Here is a 19,426-nt window from a genome sequence, read left to right as displayed (position 1 = left end):
TTCGTCGATGCTGAATGGAATACGCCGGATCGCGGCTGCCGCACTGGCGCTTGGCCTGTCTGCCGCCGCCGCGGCAGCACCACCGCCGGCGCCGCGCCTCGTCGTGGTCATCTCGATCGACCAGTTCAGCGCCGGGCTGTTCGACCAGTATCGCTCGACCTTCACCGGCGGTCTCAAGCAGCTTGCCTCCGGGGTGGTCTATCCGAACGGCTATCAAAGCCATGCAGCGACCGAGACCTGCCCCGGACATTCGACGCTGCTGACCGGCCATCATCCCGCCGCTACCGGCATCATCGCCAACAACTGGTACGATCCCGAGGTCGGCTCGCAGGTCTATTGCGTGTATGACCCGGCAGGTCCGGTGCCGGGCCGCGAGACTGCGCCGCGCGGTCCTGCCAACCTCAAGGTCCCGACCCTCGGCGAGTGGATGAAGGCCGCCGACCCGCACAGCCGGGTCTATGCCGTGTCGGGCAAGGACCGCGCCGCGATCATGATGGCCGGGCACAATCCCGACGGCGTGTTCTGGTGGGACGACGAGCGCGCCTTCACCACCTCCGTGCCCGCCGGGACCACTGCCGATGCCCGCCTGGCACCGGTGGCAGCATTCAACGCGGCGCTGATCAAGCGGTGGCGCGTCACGCCGCCGGCCTGGAAGCCGATCGACAAGCGCTGCGTCGTCGGCGGCACGGACACGTTCGGCACGCTGGCGATCAAGCACACGCTGCCACCGCAGGGCTATGAGGGGAGCTGGAACGACCCGGCCAACCTGAAGTATCTGCGTGCCTCGCCAGCCTTCGACCAGATCACGCTCGACCTCGCGACGCAGTTCCTCGACCATTTCAAGCTGGGTCGCGGCGCGGCGCCGGACCTGCTCGCGGTCAGCCTGAGCGCCACCGATTATGTCGGCCATCGCTACGGCCAGGGCGGCCCGGAGATGTGCGACCAGCTCGCCCATCTCGACCGCGCGCTCGGGGTGTTCCTTGCCCGGCTGACGGCGCTGAAGGTGCCGGTGGTAGTGGTGCTGAGCGCCGACCACGGTGGTTCGGATGCCCCGGAACGCGCCGCCCAGCGCGGCTTCGCCGCAACCCGCCCGGTCGGCAACATCGTCGACGAAGTCGGTCGCGCGATCCAGGCCGAGTTTCACCTCGACTATGTCCCGCTCGCCGGCGACCCTGAGCAGATCAACATCGTCGGCTTCGGCAGCCCCGATGCGGCGTTGAACGCCCGGATCCAGGCCGCGACCATCAAGCGGCTGCGCGCCCGGCCCGATGTCGTCGCGGTCTTCACCAGGGCTGAGGCGATGGCCGCGGTGCCCCGTCCCGGTACGCCGGTAGATGAACTGTCGCTGCTCGAGCGTTTCCACGAAAGCACCGACGCCGTCCGAAGCGGTGACATACTGGTCGCCTACCGACCCTATACGACCAGCGGCTCGCCATCGGCCTATGGCGACACCGTCGGCGGCCACGGCAGCCCGTGGAACTACGACCGCCGCGTGCCGATGCTGTTCTGGTGGCCCGGTGCCAGCGGCTTCGAACAATCGCTGCCGGTCGAGACGGTCGACATCGCGCCGACCCTGGCAGGTCTGCTCCACATTCCGGCGCCGCAGGTCGATGGACGCTGCCTCGACCTCGATCGTGGCGCCGCGACCACCTGCCCGGCGCCGTAACCGCCGTATTTCAAAGCTGGGCGAGCAGGGACAGCGCGTCGGAGTAATAGTCCCGGGTCGCGTTCTGCGATCCCGCCGCCGTCGAGCCCGTCAACCGGCGGACAACCGCCATGCCGCCAGCCGACAAGGCATAGGGCGCGGTTTCGCCGGTAACGACGTCGACCCAGGCCGGGATCGACGCGCCGCTGTCGACGAGCTTGCGCCAATAGCCGATGGCGTCGGTCGCCAGCGCCCGACGGCCGCCCATCGTCTGGTACAGCGGTACCCGGACCGCATCGAAGCCGAAGCGCGGCGGCTTGCCGGCGGCGGGGCCGACGACGCCGGTATCCGCAACGTCGATCCAGTCGCTCGGCAAGCGCGACGGCCCGAACCGCGTCTCGCCGGCCAGACGCTCGCCGTCGGCGATCAGCGCTGCCCAGCCACTGGCGGCGCCATCGGCCTTGCGGAACAGGTCGAGCGCCGGCCAGATGTAATAGGATGGATTTACGGTCGTGCGGCCCGGCGCGACGAAGCCGGTCAGGGCCGGCAGGAGCAGCGTCCGCCCCGCCTGGCGACGGATCAGGTTGGCCGAGATCGCCGCGCGGATCTGCGCTGCCCGCGCGCCATATTCGGGCCGGTGCCAACGCCGATGCGCGCGCATCAGCGCCCAGGCGATCAGGATATCGCCGTCCGTCGCATTGTTCGTGTCGGCGACCGGGACCGCTTCGGCGGGTGCGTAGCGCCACGAGAACAGGGCGACGTCCTTGCGCGCGAGGACCTGCTCGGTCCAGCCCGACAGGCTGTTGAAGGCCTCCTGGTCGTTGGCATGCTCGGCGAACAACATGCCATAGCCCTGCCCCTCGCTGTGGCTGATGCCGTTGTTGCCGGTGTCGACGATCCGCCCGTCCGACTGCAGGTAGCTCGCCTTGAAGTGGAGCCAATCTTCCAGGGCCGCGGGCGGAGCGACAGTTGGTGCAGGCGTTGCAGGCACAGCGGCGGGCTTTCCCCTTCTGGGCTTGTCCGGCTGGCGGACGGTGTCGCTGTTCGCCTTGGCACAGCCCGAGGTCAGCAACAGCGACGTCGCCAGCAACAGCGCGCGGCGATCAAAGTCCATGGTGCAGGACGATGCGATCCTTGGTCTGTTTGACCAGCCGCGTGCTGAGGGTGGCGCCGCCGATCGCCTGGAACCACGCGGCATAGGCGCCCTGCAACATCGATGCCGCCGCCCGCGGCCATTCTTCCGACCGTGCCGCGCCGCCGCCGGTGCCGCCCTGATGGTCGATGGCGATTCCGTCGGGCGCCATGGTCAGTGCAACGCGCCCGAGGCCGAGCTCCTGCCAGACATGGTTGATCGCCACCTCCAGCTCGACCAGCCCGGCGTTCTCGGGCAGGTGATGCCGCGCCGCGATGCGGGCCCCGACGGCGGCAAAGAAGCTGAGTCCCTGCTCCTCCGTCGCCTGCGCGAAGATCTCCTCGGTAAGCAACGATTCGAGCGCCGAGGGCCTGCCGCCCCAGGCGTCGAGGTCGTTTGCACCCGACCGTATCATGGCGAGACTCATCAGTTTCCTCCCAGAACCTGCTTGATGCCGACAGAGCCCCTGAACTCGTTATAGGCACCGAAAGTGTTGTAGTTCGCCTCGCCGCCGACTTTCATGCGCGGGTTGAGCGGGTAATAGACCGATCCTCCCGCCGCGAGGCCGAAGCCGGTCTGGCTGATGCTGTCGAAGCGCGAGCGCACGTCGTTATTGAGCGCTTTGAGCGCATCCAGTCGCGCCTGTGCCGTGGTGTCGGTCGGGTACAGCGCGGTCGATTGCTGGTTGTAGCTTTGATAGCCCGGCGCGGCGTTGACATCGACTTCGAAGCCGCCCGGCTGGCGCAGGTTGTAATGCACCGGGAAGCTGATGCTGAGGAAGCTCTGCGGGCTGAAATAGCCGCCTTGGCCATAGGTGAAGTAGTTCTGGTCGTTGGCATAGTCCTGGTAATTGCCGTTGATGCCGATGCTGAGCGTCGAGTTGCGGTTGCGGTAGACGCGGGTGTAGCCGCCGACATTGGCCTGGATGCCGTGGTTGGAGCGGACGTTGCTGCCCTTGTAGGCGTAGTAGGAGCCGTCGGCGTAAACCCCGGTGCCGCCAACATCGTAGGACATCGATGCACCGCCGCCGGCGCGCCTCACCGCGCCCCAGAAATCGCCGCTGACCGGATCGCGGGTGCCGGCATAGGCGACGACGCTGTCTTCGACCGGGCGGCGCTCCGCCCAGACCTTGGCAGTGACCGAGGGCGACAGCCGCGGGCTCAGGGTGACGCCGCCGACGATGCCGGTCTTGCCGAAGCCGAGCGGCGTGGTGCCGACGTCGGCCTTGACGAAGCCGTTGGAATAGCCCGCCGACACCGCGACGCCGGAGGCCTGCTGGGTGTCGGCGGCGACCAGCTCCGAGGCCTTTGCCGCGACGATGCCCTCCGCTTCGCGGGTGGCGTTGCGACCGAAGCGCGCGAGGCCGGAGCCGACCGGACGCCCGGCATCGATGGCGAGCGCGGTGGCGCTGGCGGAGACTCGCCCGCCGGCTAACCCGGTCGACAGTTCGGCAGTGCCGCTGACGGTCTGGGACTTGCTCAACCCGACCTCGCCGCTGCGCTGGCGGTACTCGGTCTTGACGTCGGCGCGCGTGCCGCTGTTCGAGGCGAGTGACTCGAGGTCGTCGGAGATCGACTGCAGTACCGGGTCGCCGATCGCGACACGCCGCTGTGGCCGATCGTCGTCCCGTGGCTGCGAGCCACCTCGTGGCAGCGTGCCCGGCAGTTCGCCGAGGCGGTCGAAGCCCGCGGCGCCGGCCGGGACATCGGGCAGGCGCGACTGGCGGCCCGATGACCGGCCCAGGTCGAACGGGTTGACCGGTGCGCTGGCCAGCGTCGCGCCGCTGCCGGTCGAAGCAGCGAAAGGGTTGGTCGAGGCGAAGCCGCCGCCGCTCGCCTGCGTCTGCTGGAGGTAGAGCTCGCGCGCGCGCTTCAGATAACGGGACGAAGCGCCCTCGTCGCCGCGCGAACGCTCCATCCGCGCTGCCGCGAGATACGTCGCATAATCGTTCGGATCGAGCCTGACGGCGCGGTCGAGCGCCTGGCGGGCAAGGGCATAGTCGCCGGTGCTGCCCGCGGTATCGATCAGGCCGATCAGCGCGCCCTTGTCGGTCGGCGCCTCCTTCAGCACGAGCTGGAAGGTCTGCGCGGCTTGCGGCAGTAGCCCGCCCGACTGGTACAGCCGCGCCAATGCGCCGAGGATGTCGGTGTTGCCGGGCGACGCCTGCCATGCCCCCTGGAGCAGGTCGAAGGCGGGCGCGTACTGCCCCTCCTCACGCATGCGGTCGGCCTGTGCGACGACGACGATGCCGTTGAGCCGTGCCACGGTGCGCTCGCCACCGCCCAGCGTTCCAGCCGCAGTCGCGGCCTTCTGGACCGCTGCAGTGGCCAGACCGTCCTGCCCGGTCTGGGCGAGGACGCGGATGATCCCCTCGTAATCCGCGGCATTGGACGAGCCGCTGGCGAGCGCCTGCTGGGCGAGCGCCGCTGCCCCTGCCTTGTCGCCGAGTTCGAGCAGGCCGCCTGCGATCTGGCCCTGCTTGGCCATCGTCAGGCCGGGTGTCCGGGCGAACTTGCCGAGCGCGGCGATCGCCTCGGGTGCCTCGCCTCGCGCCGCCAGCATCTTGCCGCGCGCGACCGCCGCATCGATCTTGAGACCCGCCGCAAAGCCGCGCATTTCCGCCGTGCGCTGCCCTTCCGGGATGCGCGCCATCAGCGTATCGGCGGCGACGTCGCGGCCGATCTGGCTGCTCAGCAGCGCGGCGGCGTACAGCGGCTCGGGGCCCGACAGTTGGGGCAGCGCCGAGATGATCGACAATACCTCCCCGCGCCGGCCGCGCTGGTCGAGGAAGCGCGCATAGTCATAGCGGATCCACGGATCGCCGGGGCTTTCCATCAGCCCGAGCTGGAACAGCCGCTCCGCCTCGCTGTCGTTGCGCGCCGCCGCCGCCTGCATCGCCTGCGCCCGGGTGGCACGGCGCTCGTTCCCCGCCACCGACGCCGGGGCGGTGCCGCCCAGCTTGGCCGCCGTCTGGTACAGGGCTGCGGCTTCGGCGAAATGGCCCTTGGTCTCGTAGATGCTGGCGAGCAGTTCGAGCGCCGGTCCGCGTTGCGGCGAGTCCGAATTCGACAGGTCCTCGGCGATCTTCTGGGCCTCGTCGATGCGGCCGGACGATTGTGCCGCGCGGGCTTCGTCGAGCCCGGCATAGAAGCGCGCCGAGGACAGTGCCTCGGCCCATCGCGCCGCCGGTCCGCGCGCCGACGCCCGGGTCAGGTAATCGCGCGCCTCGGCGAACTGCTTCTGCCGCAGCTTGACGATCCCCATGCCGCCCAGCGCGTCGGCATCGTTCGGGCGCAGCGCCAGCGCCCGGCGGAAGCCGCGCGTCGCGCCCTCCAGGTCGTTGGCGTTGAGTTGCCTGAAGCCGGCGGTACGGCTGTCGCCGGCAACATCGGCGGGGGGTGACGGCCGTGGAGCAGGCACCGGCTTTGGCGCCGGCGTCGCCACGGCGACCGGGCGCTGGACCGGCGCACGCACGACGGGCGTAGCAGGTGTCGGCTTCACCGCAGGCGGCTTGGTAGCCGCAGGTGCAGGCGCAGGCGTCGGTCCGTTCAAGCCGCGACGCGCCGCCGCGTTCGCCGGGTCGATCGCCAGCACGCGGCGGTACGCCTGGTTGGCGAGGTCCTGCCGCCCCTTGCCCTGCCAATAGGCGGCCTGGCTGAGCAGCGTTTGGACACCCGCAACCTGAGCGTGAGCGCCAACCGCGGTGGACAGCAGGGCCAGCGACGCGACGCCGAGGTAAAAACCGCGCGTCATCGTTCGGCCGCCTGCAGGCGCTTGCGTTCCTGTCGTTTGAGTAAGCGGAACATCGGGTAGGACAGCAGCACCGCGAGGAACAGGCCGCCGAGCGCCATCAGCAACGGGTGCTGGCTGAGCCAATAGGCGGTGCTGAGCCACATCGGCAGCGCGCCGACCCAATAGCCGTCGCCGACCGCAAAGCTGCTCATGCCGTCGCCGACGACCACCGACAGATCGCCCTGGACCTGCGCGTTGACCTTCACCTCGCTGAAGCCGGCGATCATCTGCGGCAGCGTCACCGGATCGGTCGCCAGCACCGCGACGACGGTGCGGGAGGGGCTGAACGGCGATTCGAAGCTGGTGATGCCGGTGAAGGTCGCGGTGCTGTACAGGAAGCCGTTGACTGCAGACGCCGGGTTCCGCTCGTACGGCGAGACACTGTAGAACGCGCGCTGCAGCAGGGTGCGCTGGGTGACCTGGAACCGTCCGTCGGCAAAGCGCAGCGGTGCCTCGGCGAACAACGGACCGCCACGGGCGATGTCGACGGTGCCGATGACCAGGATGTCCTTGCCGTCCAGTTGCTCGCCGTCTGCGGTACGCGTCACCGTGACGGCGCTGGCTGGCACCCCGGTCGAGTCACCGAAACGGCCCATGATCTCGAGGAAGGTCTCCACGACGTCGGGCCCGGCGTTCGGCTGGACCAGCACCGCGGTCTGCGCCAGGTCGGGATAGATGGTGAACGGATAGCCTGCCCCGGCGAAGGTCGCGAGGTCGGGCATGCGCGCCGCGTGATGCGTGTTGGTCAGGTCGATCGTGCTGTCGGGCAGGATGCTGGTCCGGACATTCTCCGGCAGGACGCTGGTGCAGCGCTTCTGGTTCGCCAGCGCCAGGTTATAGTCGAACGTCAGCTCGTTCTGGCCGAACAGATTATAGTTGGGGATCAGGACATTGGCCTGCGACGTCGTCGTCGCCGTCTCGGTGGCGCCGATCCAGCGGTTCCACCACGGCGCGCCGGCAAAGCCCAGCGTCCGCAGATATTGGCCGTTGATCGAGACATCGAGCCGCGACGCCTCCTTGCTGAGCCACGGCGCACCTGGATAGCGATAACGCAGGTTCAGCGTACCGCCCTGGCTGGGCCAGAAGAACAGGTCCGGGGCCGACCGGAAGGCGGTGGTCAGCGGACCGGGCGGCAGCCCGATGCCCTGAAGCGTGTTCGGATTCACCAGCTCGCCGAGCTTGACCGGGCGGTCGGTGCGCAGCCAGCGCCGCGCGCCATAGGCCCCGTAGGACGGAATGCGCGCATCGGCGGTCGAGACCTTCTGGCCCGCGAACAGCCCGCGCTCGGTCGCCAGCGCTGCCGCCGCCTGTTTCAGTTCGCGATCGTCGCGGCCCATGATGACCAGCAACTGTCCCGACGGGTCGGCGGGATTGACCATCACCGCGACGGACGACCCGGTGACCTCGGCGGGGAGCCCGGCGATCGGACGCGAGCGCGTCATGAATACTACCGCATCGCCCTTCGGCAGCTGGTTGAAGTACGGGCGGAAGGTGAACCGGCGATAGCTTGCCTGCGCACCGAACCATGATGCGAGCGTCGCCGACGCCTCCATCTCGCCGTTGGTCGGCGACCCCGCAAAGACGAAGGGCAGGTTCAGCGGACCCGGCGAATAGCGATCGAAGAACGGTGCCGGCAGGCGCCCCAGCTCCGGCTTCATCGACAGCGGCTGGATGGTCAGGTCTAGGAACGACCGCACGTTGCTGACATTCGCCCATAGCGCCGAGCTGAATGAATCCTCGCAGTCGCGGGTGTAATGGCCGACGAGGCGGATATTGAGCGAGTTGTCGCCGACCAGGAACAGCGCCGGATTGACCGGGATCGCGACCTGCTGGCCGCCCGCGCCATCGGGCTGCAACTGCAGGGTCCGGACGACCTCGCCGTTGAGCATGACGACAAGCTGGCTGAGGTCGCCGAGCATGGCGGGCGAATAGGCGAAGTTCAGCGTCAGGGTCGCCGCCGTGACGACGCCGTCGCGGCGCATGCCGAACGGAATGCCGAACTCGCCGCGCGTGCCCGCCAGCCGGATCGGGCTCCTGACCTGGAGGTCCTTCAACGACAGGCGAAGCGAGTGCGTCGCCGCGGTCGGCGCTGCCGCTGCCGCTGGGATGGCGGCTGTGGGACCGGCGGCGACCGCGCCGGCAGGCTGGGCGCGCACCGGGCTCGACTGTCCGCCGAGGCACATCGCGAAGACGGCGGCTGCCGCCACGGCGGGTCCGGCGATCTTGGCAGCGGCCGCCCGAGGGCGCCGGCGCCAGCCGAACATGTAGCGGAAGATCGCCCGCAGCGTGGCCGCCGCGACGATGGCGATGTCACGGACCGAGCGCAGGCCCGACACCGCCTCGTGCGCGTGCGCCGGCTGCCACGCATCGGAGCGCCCCATCACGGCGCGCACGAGCTGGCGCAGCTGTTCGGTCTCGAGCGGCTGGAAGATGATGCGACCGAGCAGCCCGTCCATCCGGATCATCGCCGCCGGCAGCGTCAGCGTCTCGTCGCCCATCGGCAGCGAGATGTCGCTGATGCCGCGCTCGTGGACCGCGGTGCCGACCGGCAGCTTGACCGACAGGCCGCCCATCGAGACGTCCACGGTGCGCCCGTCGGCGACATAGCCATCGGTGAAATAGATGCTGACCGGCATGTCGACTTCGATGCGGATGTCGGAGCGGATCTGTCGCCGCTCGCGGGCCACGGCGATGGCCGCCAGCAGGATCAACATGCTGAAACCGGCCCAGGCGGTGTTGAGCAGCAGCGTGTCGTAATGCACCCCGAACGTCTGCGGGAAAAAGCTTTTCCCGACCGCCAGCACGATGCCCGCCGCGAGCAGACCGAGCGTGATCAGGTGCGGTCGGACGGTCTGGAAATCGAAGTAGTTCTTGTCGAGCAGGCTGCCCTTGTCGGTCACGTTGAACTTGCCCTTGTGCGGGTTGATCAGAGTGTAGAGCGTCGGCCTGACGAGATGGAAGGCCAGCAGCGTCTCGTAGATTTCACCCCAGAAGGGACGCCGGTCGCCGCCCTGGATGCGCGTGCTCGAAGCCATCGAGACGAACAGGTGCGGCAGCGCATAGGCAAAGATCAGCGACGCCGAGGCGTGGATGATGTTCTGCCCGGCGAGGAGATAGGCCAGCGGCGAGGTCAGGAAGACGATGCGCGGCAGCGGAAACTGGAAGTGCAGCATCGCATTCAGGTAACAAAGCCGCTGCTGCCAGTTCAGGCCGCGCCCGAGCAGCGGATTGTCGATGCGGAAAATCTGCGTCATGCCGCGCGCCCAGCGGATGCGCTGGCCGATGTGGAGGATCAGCCGCTCGGTCGCGAGCCCGGCGGACAGGCGGATGTTGATATATGCGGTGTTCCAGCCCATCCGCTGCAGCTTCAGCGCGGTATGGGCATCCTCGGTCACCGTCTCGCCGGCAAAGCCGTTGGTCTGGCTCAGCGCCGTGCGCCGGATGATCGCGCAACTGCCGCAGAAGAACGTCGCGTTCCACAGGTCGTTGCCGCTCTGCACGGCATTGTAGAACAGCTCGCCCTCTCCGGGCATGTCGCGCACCGGGTTGAGGTTCCGCTGGACCGGATCCGACGAATAGAAATGGTGCGGGGTCTGCAGCAGCGCCAGCTTGGGGTCCTTCTGGAACCAGCCGACCGTCAGCTGCAGGAAGGCGCGGGTCGGGACATGGTCGCAGTCGAAGATCGCGATGAGCTCGCCATCGGTCTTCTTCATCGCGGCGTTGAGGTTGCCCGCCTTGGCATGAAGGTTGTCGGCACGGGTCAGGTAGCCGCAGCCGGCCAGGCGGGCGAAGGCGCGAAACTCGGGCCGGCGGCCGTCGTCGAGGATGTAGACCCGAAAGCGATCCGCGGGATAATCCATGTCCTGCGCGGCGAACACGGTGTTGCGGACGATATCGAGGCTCTCGTTGTAGGTCGGCACATAGATGTCGACCAGCGGCCAGGTCGCGGTGCCGCCCTCGATCTGGACGATCGGACGGTGCAGCGGCCAGCCGGTCTGGAGCACGCCGAGCAGCAGGATCACCCAGGCATAGGCCTCGGCGAGATACAGGCCGGCGCCGAGCACGAACTCGGGCACCGACTGGAACTCCAGCGTGTGCGTCGTCCGCCACACCATGTACCGCGTCGAGATGATCACCGACAGAATGGCGATGACCAGCGTCGTGCGGCGGTCGTCGATCCGGTTGAGCAGGATCGTGCCCACGATCGTCGCGCCGGCGAACAGCCACTGCGAGGTCAGGTCGAGCGGGACCGAGATGATGAGGATCGCCAGCACCACGACCGCGACCACGGCCAGGCCCGTCCCGAAGGACTTGAGGATCGACTTGGGATCGCTGCCCGACGCTGCGACCGTCGCGTTCGCGCTCACTCGCTGCCCACCAGTTCGGGCACGTCGACAGCCAGCCCGCACCGGCTCTCGACGGCATCGATCAGCGTGGTCAGGTCGGAAAGAACGACGCTGGCGGGTGCGAAACGCGGGATCGGCTCGAACATCGCCAGCGCCTCGTTGACCGCCTCGTCGCGCCGGACCGTGCCGATCAGCGCGCCGTGAAAAAGCTCACGGACGAATTTCTGGGTGTGCCGCGACAGCCGCAGCCGCTCGTCGATCTGGTTGAGGACGAACACCGTCTTGGGCAGCGACACCGCCGGCGTCCCGACCTCGATGCGCGGCAGCACCGACAGCGACGCCGGCGTCGGCAGCAGCACGCAGACGTGCAGCGTGGCGAACGGCATCAGCCGGTCCTTGAGGTTATGGTCGCCGGCCGCGACATCGACGATGGTCACCCGGGCCTCGGGAAACAGCGCTTGGTCGATCTCGGGCGGCTCGTCGTCAGTCCGGCCGGTGCGGCTCAGCGCGTGCCCGTTCATCAAGGCGACGCCGGACGCCACCAGGGCTCGCGATTCGTCGCCGCCGACGTTCGCCAGCTGGTGCGACGGGCGCAGTCCGAAATGCAGCTTGAGCGAGTCCTGGTAAGTGCAGTCGATCGCAGCAACCTCCTGCCCGCGCTGCGCCAGCCCGATGGCCAGTTGCGCGGTGATGAAGGTCGATCCGACGCCGCCCTTGGGCGAGTGGACGAGGATCAGGGTCATCGCGCCGGCGTCGCCAGTCGTCCGAGCAATTCGCGAACACTCTCGCCGCGATCCTCCGGGACGCCCACGGGCTCATAGTGGCCGAACAGGCCGCGCTGGCCCGCCGACGCGACCACAGCCGGCGTCACGCGCTCGCTACTACGCTCCTGGACTGGTTGCGGCGCAGGATTTTGCACCTCGGGTGCGACCTGCCCCGGCCCGGCGTGGCGAGCGGTAGGACCAACGACACGCTCATCGAGAAGCAAGGCTTCGAACATCGGCCAGACATCTGTATCCGCCGAAGGACTTTCGAAGTCGTAATACTTGAATGTCTCCTGACCAAGACGGTTGAGCAGAACCTTTGTGTCTTGCCGCATTACGCCACCCCGCTATCGGCCCGATGAATATTAGACTAGCAACCGATCGTTACGCAGCGATGATCTATTAACACGTGTCAATCATCCTTCCGCGCTATTGGATAACTGCCATAAAATTCTATCTAAGTTACTAAGAGCTTGGGCGCAGAACCTGTTCGATCACTGTTGGGAGCGATTTTTTCCGATCATTGGTGACCATTGCTAACGAACGGTTTCCAGATCGCCGATCGCAAGCATTGCAATCATGTCGACACCAGTGCCGGGACGGGTGGCCGCGCCTGATCTTGCACGAATCATTGGCCAATTCCCACCGCCGTAGCCGAATCGGCTGGCCGTCGAGAAGACGGCAACTCCGAAACGCGCCTGGCAGCGCCGGTGAACAAAAGGCATGAGCACGGGTTCACCCGGCAAGCCGCGACGCCAACGCACCACCTTCGTCATCAAGGACGGTATCATGACCCACTTCGCCCCTCCCGGTCCGCTCGGCTTCGGCGGTGCACCGCTGGGCAACATGTTCGACGTGGTCGACGAGGAGACTGCCGCCGCTGCACTGACCGCTGCCTGGGACAGCGGCGTCCGCTACTTCGATACCGCGCCGCACTATGGCAGCGGCCTGTCCGAGCATCGCTTCGGCAATGTGCTTCGACGCTACGAGCGCGATGACTTTGTGCTGTCGACCAAGGTCGGGCGGATGCTGCGTCCAGACCCGAGTTGCCCGGACAACGGGCCCTTCGTCCACGGCCTGCCGTTCCGGGTGGAAAGCGATTATTCCTACGATGCGGTCATGCGGTCGATCGAGGACAGCTATCAGCGCCTCGGCCTGGCCCAAATCGACGTCGCCTTTGTCCACGACCTTGCCGCAGACCAGCTCGGCGACGCCTGGGAGGAACAGTTCGAGGTGGCGCGTACCGGCGCGTTCCGGGCCCTGACGACCCTGCGCGACCAGGGCGTGATCAAGGGCTGGGGCCTGGGCGTCAACCTGACCGAGCCGTGCGTCCGCGCGCTGGAGCAGGCCGATCCCGACGTCTTCCTGCTCGCCGGTCGCTACAGCCTGCTCAACCAACCGGCGCTCGACCGGCTGTTCCCGATGTGCGCGGAACGCGGCGTCAACGTGGTCGTCGGCGGACCTTATAATTCAGGGCTGCTCGCCGGCGGCCGGACGTTCGAATATTCCGAGGCATCGCCCGAGATGGTCGCCAAGCGCGACCGCATCGCCGCCATCTGTGCACGCCACGGCGCCGACATCCGCTCGGCGGCGCTGCAGTTCTGCGCTGCCCATCCGGTCGTCGCCGCGATCATCCCGGGCGCCAAGCGACCCGAGAAGGTCCTGGAGAATGCGCGCCTGATGACCGCGACGGTGCCCGCCGCGGTCTGGCAGGAGCTGAAGCACGAGCGGTTGATTCCCGCCGACGCTCCGACGCCGGGCTGAGAACCCGGTCAGGCGGCCTTGTCGAACTCGACGTCGATGACCAGCTGGATGTCGTCGGCGATCGGACCGACCATCGACGAGAAGCCGAAGTCGGACCGCTTGAAATGCGCCTCGCCCGAGAAGCCGATCACCGGGCCCTGGCGATTGGTGCCGGTTCCGACCAGTGTCGCATCGATCGTCATCGGCTTGGTCACGCCCATGAAGGTCATGTTGCCCGCGATCTTGCCGGTCGTCGGGCCGGTACGCTGGACCGAGGTGGAGACGAACTTCGCGTTCGGAAACTGACCCGTCTTGAGAAAGCGGTCGCCGATCAACTCACTGGCGAAGTTCGGTACCGGCGAGTTGATCGACGTCATGTCGACGGTAATCGAAAGCTGGCTCGCCTCGGGCTTCGCACCGTTCCAGACCAGCGTGCCTGACGACTTGTCGAAGCGGAAGGTGCTGAACGAGACGCCACCCATATGGCCGACCCGGGCGATGATCGAGGCGTGGCGCGCGTCGAGCGTGTAATTGCCCGCGGGCGCGCTGGTTGGGTCCTTGCTGGCCGAGGGACGCGGCGGTGCTCCGGCGGCAGGCGCCTGCGCCAGGGCCGGATAGGCGAGCAGCATTGCAGTGGTCAGCGCGATCAAAGATTTCATCGTGTCTCTCCCCGTTCGGCGTTGGATAAGCGGGACGCGCACTCCCATCCCCAGGTCGTCTACCGGCGTATTGTGTCAGAGCCGGAGAGCGTACTCCAGCCCGCCGCCGACTGAAATTACGCTCGCGTCCCGGTCATGGCGCCGACGTATTGCCCATGTTGATCAGCTCGTAGCCGCCCATCGCGAGGCGAACCGATGGTCCCGACGCCGCCTCGGCCGCCATCTGGTGCCACATCATCGGTGCGGCATAGAGGACATCGCCCTCTTCGGCGTGGAACTCGCCCTGGTTCTCGAACTTGCCGCTGATCTTGCCGACCTGGACGATCCACCATTCGGCTGGCCCGGCGTGCATGTGACCGAAGTCCGAACGCGCGTTGAACTTAACCGGGTTGGCAGGCGCTCCCGGCAGTGGCGCGTTGCCGACATTGCCGCGCCCCGTCGGACACTTGTTGTCGGCTGGATTGACGTAGCCCAGCAACGGACTGGCGAACAGATGATCGTCCATCACCTTGGTGCTCATCCGCTCGCAGCGCGCGATTCCCTCGAACAGGTTCCAGTGGAGCTGGTTCGGCGCAGTGTAGGCAGCCGGTCGATGACCGAACGAGACCTTGATCACCTTGCCACCGGCCAGAGCCTTTGGCGCGGGATCGGCAGCCGGGTACAGCGTCTTGTAGTTCGTCGGGTTCACCTCGACCCACAGCGCATTGTCGCTGCCCGCCGCCTCGAAGGAGAACACGGTGGTTTTCATAATGTTGACGATCGACCCACGCGTCGCCGTGATCGGCTGCTGGCCCTCGACATTCATGTGCAGTTCGCCCGCGAGCACCACGAACACCGTCGGCGTGTCGGGATGGATGCGCGCCCCGAACTTGCTGCCGGGTGCGGCGGAGTTATAGGTCGCGTCCTGCTCGGGGTCCTTGATGATCTGCTGCTGCCAATTGCTCTGGCCCTGATGCATCTTCTTCAGGTCGGCCAGCCGCCACAACGGCCGCATCGGCGCGTGATAGACACCACCCTGGGTCTTCTCCACCCACCACAATTCGGGCGGCAGCCGGGGCGCCGGCGTTGCGGCACCCGCCGGCGGCGCTGCACCGACCGGTGGCGTCTGGGACAGGCCGGAAGATGCGGACGCCAGGCTAACGGCCGCCGCGCTCGTCAGGATAAGCACTCGTCGAAAGGCTTGAGCGATCATTCTCTCTCTCCTGATTGGAAGGCGAGGGTCAACGCGGCCGGCGGAGGATGGCGTGAACGTGCCGGGAAGCGGGTCGGAACACCGGCCGTGGAGAGCGGCCGATCGCAAGCGTCGAGTACGAGACTGCAAGACCTTCTGCATGGGCAGGCAGGGCCTGCTACGGCTTCTTGGTGTACTTGTTCAGGCCGGACGGCGTGACTTGCGAGGAATAGAGCGTGCCGTCGTTCGACGCCGCGACGCCTTCCGACCCAGTCGTGCCCCGGAGCGGGAACCACGGCGTCGGATTGCCCAGGACGTCGGGGATGAACGCCGTGACCTTGCCGGTCCGGGCGCTGCCGATATGGATGCCGCGCACGAAGGCGTTGCCCTGGCGAGCGCTCGATTCAGTGTCGCCCGAATAAAGGATGTCGTTCGCGTCGATGTAGAGTCCGCTGGGCTTGCCGAACTGGGTCCAGGTGTCGAGCAGCTTGCCCTCCTGGTCGAAGATCTCGATGCGGTTGTTGCCGCGGTTGGCGACGAACAGGCGGCCCTGGCTGTCCATGGCGATCGCGTGCTGGCAGTCGAGCGTGTCCTTGGGATTGATGCCGCAGGCGTCCCACGCCTTGATGAACTTGCCGGTCTTGTCGAACTTTGCAATCCGGTGGTTTGACGGCGCGCTGTCATGGCCATCGGCAACGAAGATATCGCCGTTCGGCGCGGTGACGACATCGGATGGCTGGCTGAGGTGGGTGGCGTCATTGCCATAGACGCCGGGCGTGCCGATGCGCAGCAGCACCTTCCCCTGCGGGCTGAACTTGATCACCTGCGCGCCGTTCGGCTTGCGGTCGGCAGGCACGACTTCTGGCGCTGCCCCGACCCGACGCGGCGGTGGGCGATCGACGTTCGACTGAAGATCGGTGGCCCAGATATTGCCGTCGCGATCGACGTACATGCCGTGCGGATAGACGATCATGTCCGCGCCGAACTGCTTGATGACGCGACCGTTCAGGTCGAACTGCACGACCGGGTTGACGTGGCTGCCAATGCAATTGTCGGGACCGCCGCAACGCTCGACGACCCAGATCGACTTGCCGTCCTTGCCCATGTCGATCGCGCTGATCGCGCCGAGCTTGCGACCTGCCGGCCAATGGAAAAAGCTTTCGTCGCGGACATAGGTGTTGGGCAGCGCCATATCTTCCGCGGTCCGCGCGGAGACATTGTAGTCGAGCTTGACCCCGGAATCGGCGGCCTGACCCTGGGCGCGCGCCGCGTTGCCCGTACATGCGATCGCGGCGACTGCGCCGAGGATCACGGCGACGAATTTGGCGCGACGTCTGGTCATTGCTCTGATCTTCCCCATGGTCGTGTCGCCGCCCGTACGCTTTGGTATCGGGCGGCGGGTCCGGCTTGTTTTAGAAGCTCTTTTTATTGATTGGTTTGCCGTTTTCGTCGACGAGGACGTTTGGCACTGGGCCTTCGCCGACGATCATCAGGACGACGGGTGCGTCGCGGGCGCCGTCCCAGTGGACGGTGTTGACGACGTCGGAGACGACCGAGCCCGGCCCCAGCGGATAGGTCTTGGTCGGGTCGTACTTGGCGCTGCTGCTCACCCACCAGGTGCCCGACACCACGACGATGTAGCGCGGCATGCCGTGGAAGTGCGGCTTGGAATAGGCGCCCGGGAACCACTTGAGCAGCATGGCGTAGGGGCCCGGCTTCCGCGGGTCGCCGTAGACGTTGTACTGCTGTTCCTTGCCGGCCTCGCCGGTCCACGGAATGGTCTCGGGGCGGAAGAACGGGATATGGGTGGGGTCCGGATAGAACTGGGCATAAGGGTCGCCGGGTGCGGGGCCCTTGGGGACAGTCTCGGGGGTCTGGGCCGAGGCCGCGGCAAAGCCGGTGACGGCCAGCGCGGCGATCAATAAGGTCCTGGTATGACGCATGGCATCGCTCCCTCGTTTTTTAGTCGTTGCCCGAGATAGGCCAGAAGAGCGGGTTGCTATCCAGAGGCAACGGGCAAAGCATCTCATCTAATGAGAGATTTATCCAGTCCGGCTTTGAGTTTTGGCGCGCGCCTTGCAACATCGGGTCAACGAGCCGGCCCAGGCGTCCGGACAAGCAAGAACGACAAGGGGGGATTGTGGCGGCAGGCGAGCCTAAGGTTAAGGTCGCGATCATCGGATCCGGGAACATCGGCACCGACCTGATGATCAAGATCATCCGCACCTCCGACGTGCTGGAAATGGGCGCCTTCGTCGGCATCGATCCCGAGAGCGACGGGCTCAAGCGCGCGGCGCGGCTGGGCGTCGCCACCACGCACGAAGGCATCGACGGGCTGGTCCGGATGGCGATCTGGCCCGAGATCGGCATCGTCTTCGACGCGACCAGCGCCGGCGCGCACAAGCACCACAGCGCGGTCAGCATCGCGGCGGGCAAGAAGGTCGTCGACCTGACCCCGGCCGCCATCGGCCCCTATGTCATTCCCGTCGTCAACGGCGACGCGCACCTCGATGCCGACAACGTCAACATGGTGACCTGCGGCGGCCAGGCGACGATCCCGATCGTGGCGGCGGTCAGCCAGGTCGCGCGCGTCCATTACGGCGAGATCGTCGCGTCGATCTCGTCGAAGTCGGCCGGCCCCGGCACCCGCGCCAACATCGACGAGTTCACCGAGACGACGTCCAAGGGCATCGAGACGGTGGGCGGCGCCGAGCGCGGCAAGGCGATCATCATCCTCAATCCGGCCGAGCCGCCGATGATCATGCGCGACACGGTGTTCACCCTGTCGTCGGGCGCCACCGAGGCGCAGATCGAGGCCTCGATCCTGGCGATGGTCGAGAAGGTCCGCGCCTATGTGCCGGGCTACCGGCTGAAGCAGCAGGTCCAGTTCGAGCGCTTCGGCGCCAACAACCCGGTGGTCATCCCCGGCGTCGGCAGCTTCGAGGGCATCAAGACCAGCGTCTTCCTCGAGGTCGAGGGCGCCGCGCACTACCTGCCCGCCTATGCCGGCAACCTCGACATCATGACCTCGGCAGCGCTCAAGACCGCCGAGAAGATGGCGCTTCGCACCGCGACGAAGAAGGCGGCCTGATGTTCGACCCCCGCACCGACAAGCTCTACATCCAGGACGTGACGCTGCGCGACGGCATGCACGCGGTCCGGCACAAGTACAGCATCCAGCAGGTCGTCGACATCGCCCGCGCCCTCGACGAGGCCGGCGTCGATGCGATCGAGGTCGCGCACGGCGACGGCCTCAACGGCTCGTCGTTCAACTACGGCTTTGGCGCCCACACCGACTGGGAGTGGATCGAGGCGGTCGGCAAGACCGTCACCAAGGCGCGGCTGACCACCCTGCTGATCCCCGGCATCGGCACCATCGAGGACCTGCACCGCGCCCATGACCTCGGCGTCACCTCGGTCCGCGTCGCGACGCACTGCACCGAGGCCGACATCTCGAAGCAGCACATCGGCTTTGCCAAGAAGCTCGGCATGGACGTCTCGGGGTTCCTGATGATGAGTCACATGTCCGAGCCCGACGCGCTGGCGCAGCAGGCCAGGCTGATGGAGGACTACGGCGTCGACTGCGTCTATGTCACCGACAGCGGCGGCGCCCTCGACATGGACGGCTACACCGCCCGGCTCGAGGCCTATGAGCGCGTGCTGCGGCCCGAGACCCAGCGCGGCATCCACGCCCACCACAACCTGTCGCTCGGCGTCGCCAACTCGATCGTCGGCGCGCAGGGCGGCGCGGTGCGCATCGACGCCTCGCTGGCGGGCATGGGTGCCGGCGCCGGCAACGCCCCGCTCGAGGTGTTCATCGCCGCTGCCGACCGCAAGGGCTGGCACCACGGCTGCGACCTGTTCAAGCTGATGGACGCCGCCGAGGATCTCGTCCGCCCGATGCAGGACCGCCCGGTCCGCGTCGATCGCGAGACGCTCAGCCTGGGCTATGCCGGGGTCTACTCCTCGTTCCTGCGCCATGCCGAAAAGGCCAGCGAGGAGTACGGCGTCGACACCCGCAGCATCCTGGTCGAGCTCGGCCGGCGACGGATGGTCGGCGGGCAGGAAGACATGATAGTAGACGTCGCACTCGACATGGTCGCTGCCGGCCAGTCGAACACCGGTCGACCTGCCCCGGCAGGCGAGGGACTGTGAGCACGGAGAGTTTGTCGGG

At 67.3% G+C, this 19,426-nt stretch carries 14 protein-coding genes; 4 read left to right on the top strand and 10 right to left on the bottom strand.

The window, feature by feature from the left end:
• Window positions 1–7 precede the first annotated feature (7 nt).
• Window positions 8–1,666, top strand: coding sequence for an alkaline phosphatase family protein (locus ACOFKW_RS05965; RefSeq protein WP_419816423.1), 1,659 nt, complete (start codon window positions 8–10; stop codon window positions 1,664–1,666).
• 10 nt (window positions 1,667–1,676) lie between these two features.
• Here ACOFKW_RS05965 and ACOFKW_RS05960 read toward each other — a convergent pair whose 3' ends face one another.
• The 6 genes from ACOFKW_RS05960 to ACOFKW_RS05935 are packed head-to-tail and all read right to left on the bottom strand — an operon-like array spanning window position 1,677 to window position 12,014.
• On the bottom strand, window positions 1,677–2,759 hold the full coding sequence (locus ACOFKW_RS05960) for a glycosyl hydrolase family 8 (protein ID WP_419816422.1): 1,083 nt from the start codon (window positions 2,757–2,759) through the stop codon (window positions 1,677–1,679).
• A complete protein-coding gene (gene bcsD / locus ACOFKW_RS05955; RefSeq protein ID WP_419816421.1) occupies window positions 2,749–3,204 on the bottom strand; it encodes a cellulose biosynthesis protein BcsD in 456 nt (151 codons plus the stop codon). The genes ACOFKW_RS05960 and bcsD overlap by 11 nt, the downstream gene beginning before the upstream one ends.
• Window positions 3,204–6,530 carry a cellulose synthase subunit BcsC-related outer membrane protein gene (locus ACOFKW_RS05950; RefSeq protein ID WP_419816420.1) on the bottom strand — a complete coding sequence of 1,109 codons (3,327 nt, stop codon included), beginning with the start codon at window positions 6,528–6,530 and terminating at the stop codon, window positions 3,204–3,206. The genes bcsD and ACOFKW_RS05950 overlap by 1 nt, the downstream gene beginning before the upstream one ends.
• A complete protein-coding gene (gene bcsA, locus ACOFKW_RS05945; RefSeq protein ID WP_419816881.1) occupies window positions 6,527–10,888 on the bottom strand; it encodes a UDP-forming cellulose synthase catalytic subunit in 4,362 nt (1,453 codons plus the stop codon). Before bcsA ends, ACOFKW_RS05950 begins: the two co-directional genes overlap by 4 nt.
• Before the next feature lie 44 nt (window positions 10,889–10,932).
• The gene (locus tag ACOFKW_RS05940) at window positions 10,933–11,658 is read right to left on the bottom strand and encodes a cellulose synthase operon protein YhjQ/BcsQ (protein ID WP_419816419.1); all 726 of its coding nucleotides are present in this window, start codon (window positions 11,656–11,658) and stop codon (window positions 10,933–10,935) included.
• Window positions 11,655–12,014: a hypothetical protein gene (locus ACOFKW_RS05935; protein WP_419816418.1), complete on the bottom strand. Its 360-nt coding sequence runs from the start codon at window positions 12,012–12,014 to the stop codon at window positions 11,655–11,657. The genes ACOFKW_RS05940 and ACOFKW_RS05935 overlap by 4 nt, the downstream gene beginning before the upstream one ends.
• Window positions 12,015–12,402: 388 nt before the next feature.
• Here ACOFKW_RS05935 and ACOFKW_RS05930 point away from each other — a divergent pair, with 388 nt between their 5' ends.
• On the top strand, window positions 12,403–13,443 hold the full coding sequence (locus tag ACOFKW_RS05930) for an aldo/keto reductase (protein WP_419816417.1): 1,041 nt from the start codon (window positions 12,403–12,405) through the stop codon (window positions 13,441–13,443).
• Between the two features lie 8 nt (window positions 13,444–13,451).
• Here ACOFKW_RS05930 and ACOFKW_RS05925 read toward each other — a convergent pair whose 3' ends face one another.
• From ACOFKW_RS05925 to ACOFKW_RS05910, 4 genes are all read right to left on the bottom strand, one after another.
• Window positions 13,452–14,081 (bottom strand): YceI family protein, encoded by a 630-nt coding sequence (locus tag ACOFKW_RS05925; RefSeq protein WP_419816416.1) that lies wholly within the window; start codon window positions 14,079–14,081, stop codon window positions 13,452–13,454.
• A 133-nt stretch (window positions 14,082–14,214) separates the two neighbouring features.
• Window positions 14,215–15,273 (bottom strand): cupin domain-containing protein, encoded by a 1,059-nt coding sequence (locus ACOFKW_RS05920; protein ID WP_419816415.1) that lies wholly within the window; start codon window positions 15,271–15,273, stop codon window positions 14,215–14,217.
• Window positions 15,274–15,430: 157 nt separating this feature from the next.
• Complete coding sequence (locus tag ACOFKW_RS05915) at window positions 15,431–16,594, bottom strand: hypothetical protein (RefSeq protein ID WP_419816414.1); 1,164 nt, start codon at window positions 16,592–16,594, stop codon at window positions 15,431–15,433.
• Between the two features lie 70 nt (window positions 16,595–16,664).
• Entirely contained in the window at window positions 16,665–17,195 is a 531-nt protein-coding gene (locus ACOFKW_RS05910) for a cupin domain-containing protein (RefSeq protein WP_419815315.1), read from the bottom strand.
• 263 nt (window positions 17,196–17,458) lie between these two features.
• Here ACOFKW_RS05910 and ACOFKW_RS05905 point away from each other — a divergent pair, with 263 nt between their 5' ends.
• A complete protein-coding gene (locus tag ACOFKW_RS05905; protein ID WP_419815316.1) occupies window positions 17,459–18,343 on the top strand; it encodes an acetaldehyde dehydrogenase (acetylating) in 885 nt (294 codons plus the stop codon).
• Window positions 18,340–19,407 carry a 4-hydroxy-2-oxovalerate aldolase gene (gene dmpG / locus ACOFKW_RS05900; RefSeq protein ID WP_419816880.1) on the top strand — a complete coding sequence of 356 codons (1,068 nt, stop codon included), beginning with the start codon at window positions 18,340–18,342 and terminating at the stop codon, window positions 19,405–19,407. Before ACOFKW_RS05905 ends, dmpG begins: the two co-directional genes overlap by 4 nt.
• Window positions 19,408–19,426 lie beyond the last annotated feature (19 nt).

It is taken from the genome of Glacieibacterium sp., assembly GCF_965200405.1.
GTDB lineage: Bacteria > Pseudomonadota > Alphaproteobacteria > Sphingomonadales > Sphingomonadaceae > Glacieibacterium.
This window is presented reverse-complemented; position numbering and strand designations above follow the sequence as displayed.

Bases quoted from the DNA above. Each gene is read 5' to 3' on its own strand.
- ACOFKW_RS05965 (WP_419816423.1), top strand. From the start codon at position 8: ATGCTGAATGGAATACGCCGGATCGCGGCTGCCGCACTGGCGCTTGGC.
- ACOFKW_RS05960 (WP_419816422.1), bottom strand. From the start codon at position 2,759: ATGGACTTTGATCGCCGCGCGCTGTTGCTGGCGACGTCGCTGTTGCTG.
- bcsD (WP_419816421.1), bottom strand. From the start codon at position 3,204: ATGAGTCTCGCCATGATACGGTCGGGTGCAAACGACCTCGACGCCTGG.
- ACOFKW_RS05950 (WP_419816420.1), bottom strand. From the start codon at position 6,530: ATGACGCGCGGTTTTTACCTCGGCGTCGCGTCGCTGGCCCTGCTGTCC.
- ACOFKW_RS05940 (WP_419816419.1), bottom strand. From the start codon at position 11,658: ATGACCCTGATCCTCGTCCACTCGCCCAAGGGCGGCGTCGGATCGACC.
- ACOFKW_RS05935 (WP_419816418.1), bottom strand. From the start codon at position 12,014: ATGCGGCAAGACACAAAGGTTCTGCTCAACCGTCTTGGTCAGGAGACA.
- ACOFKW_RS05930 (WP_419816417.1), top strand. From the start codon at position 12,403: ATGAGCACGGGTTCACCCGGCAAGCCGCGACGCCAACGCACCACCTTC.
- ACOFKW_RS05925 (WP_419816416.1), bottom strand. From the start codon at position 14,081: ATGAAATCTTTGATCGCGCTGACCACTGCAATGCTGCTCGCCTATCCG.
- ACOFKW_RS05920 (WP_419816415.1), bottom strand. From the start codon at position 15,273: ATGATCGCTCAAGCCTTTCGACGAGTGCTTATCCTGACGAGCGCGGCG.
- ACOFKW_RS05915 (WP_419816414.1), bottom strand. From the start codon at position 16,594: ATGACCAGACGTCGCGCCAAATTCGTCGCCGTGATCCTCGGCGCAGTC.
- ACOFKW_RS05910 (WP_419815315.1), bottom strand. From the start codon at position 17,195: ATGCGTCATACCAGGACCTTATTGATCGCCGCGCTGGCCGTCACCGGC.
- ACOFKW_RS05905 (WP_419815316.1), top strand. From the start codon at position 17,459: ATGATCAAGATCATCCGCACCTCCGACGTGCTGGAAATGGGCGCCTTC.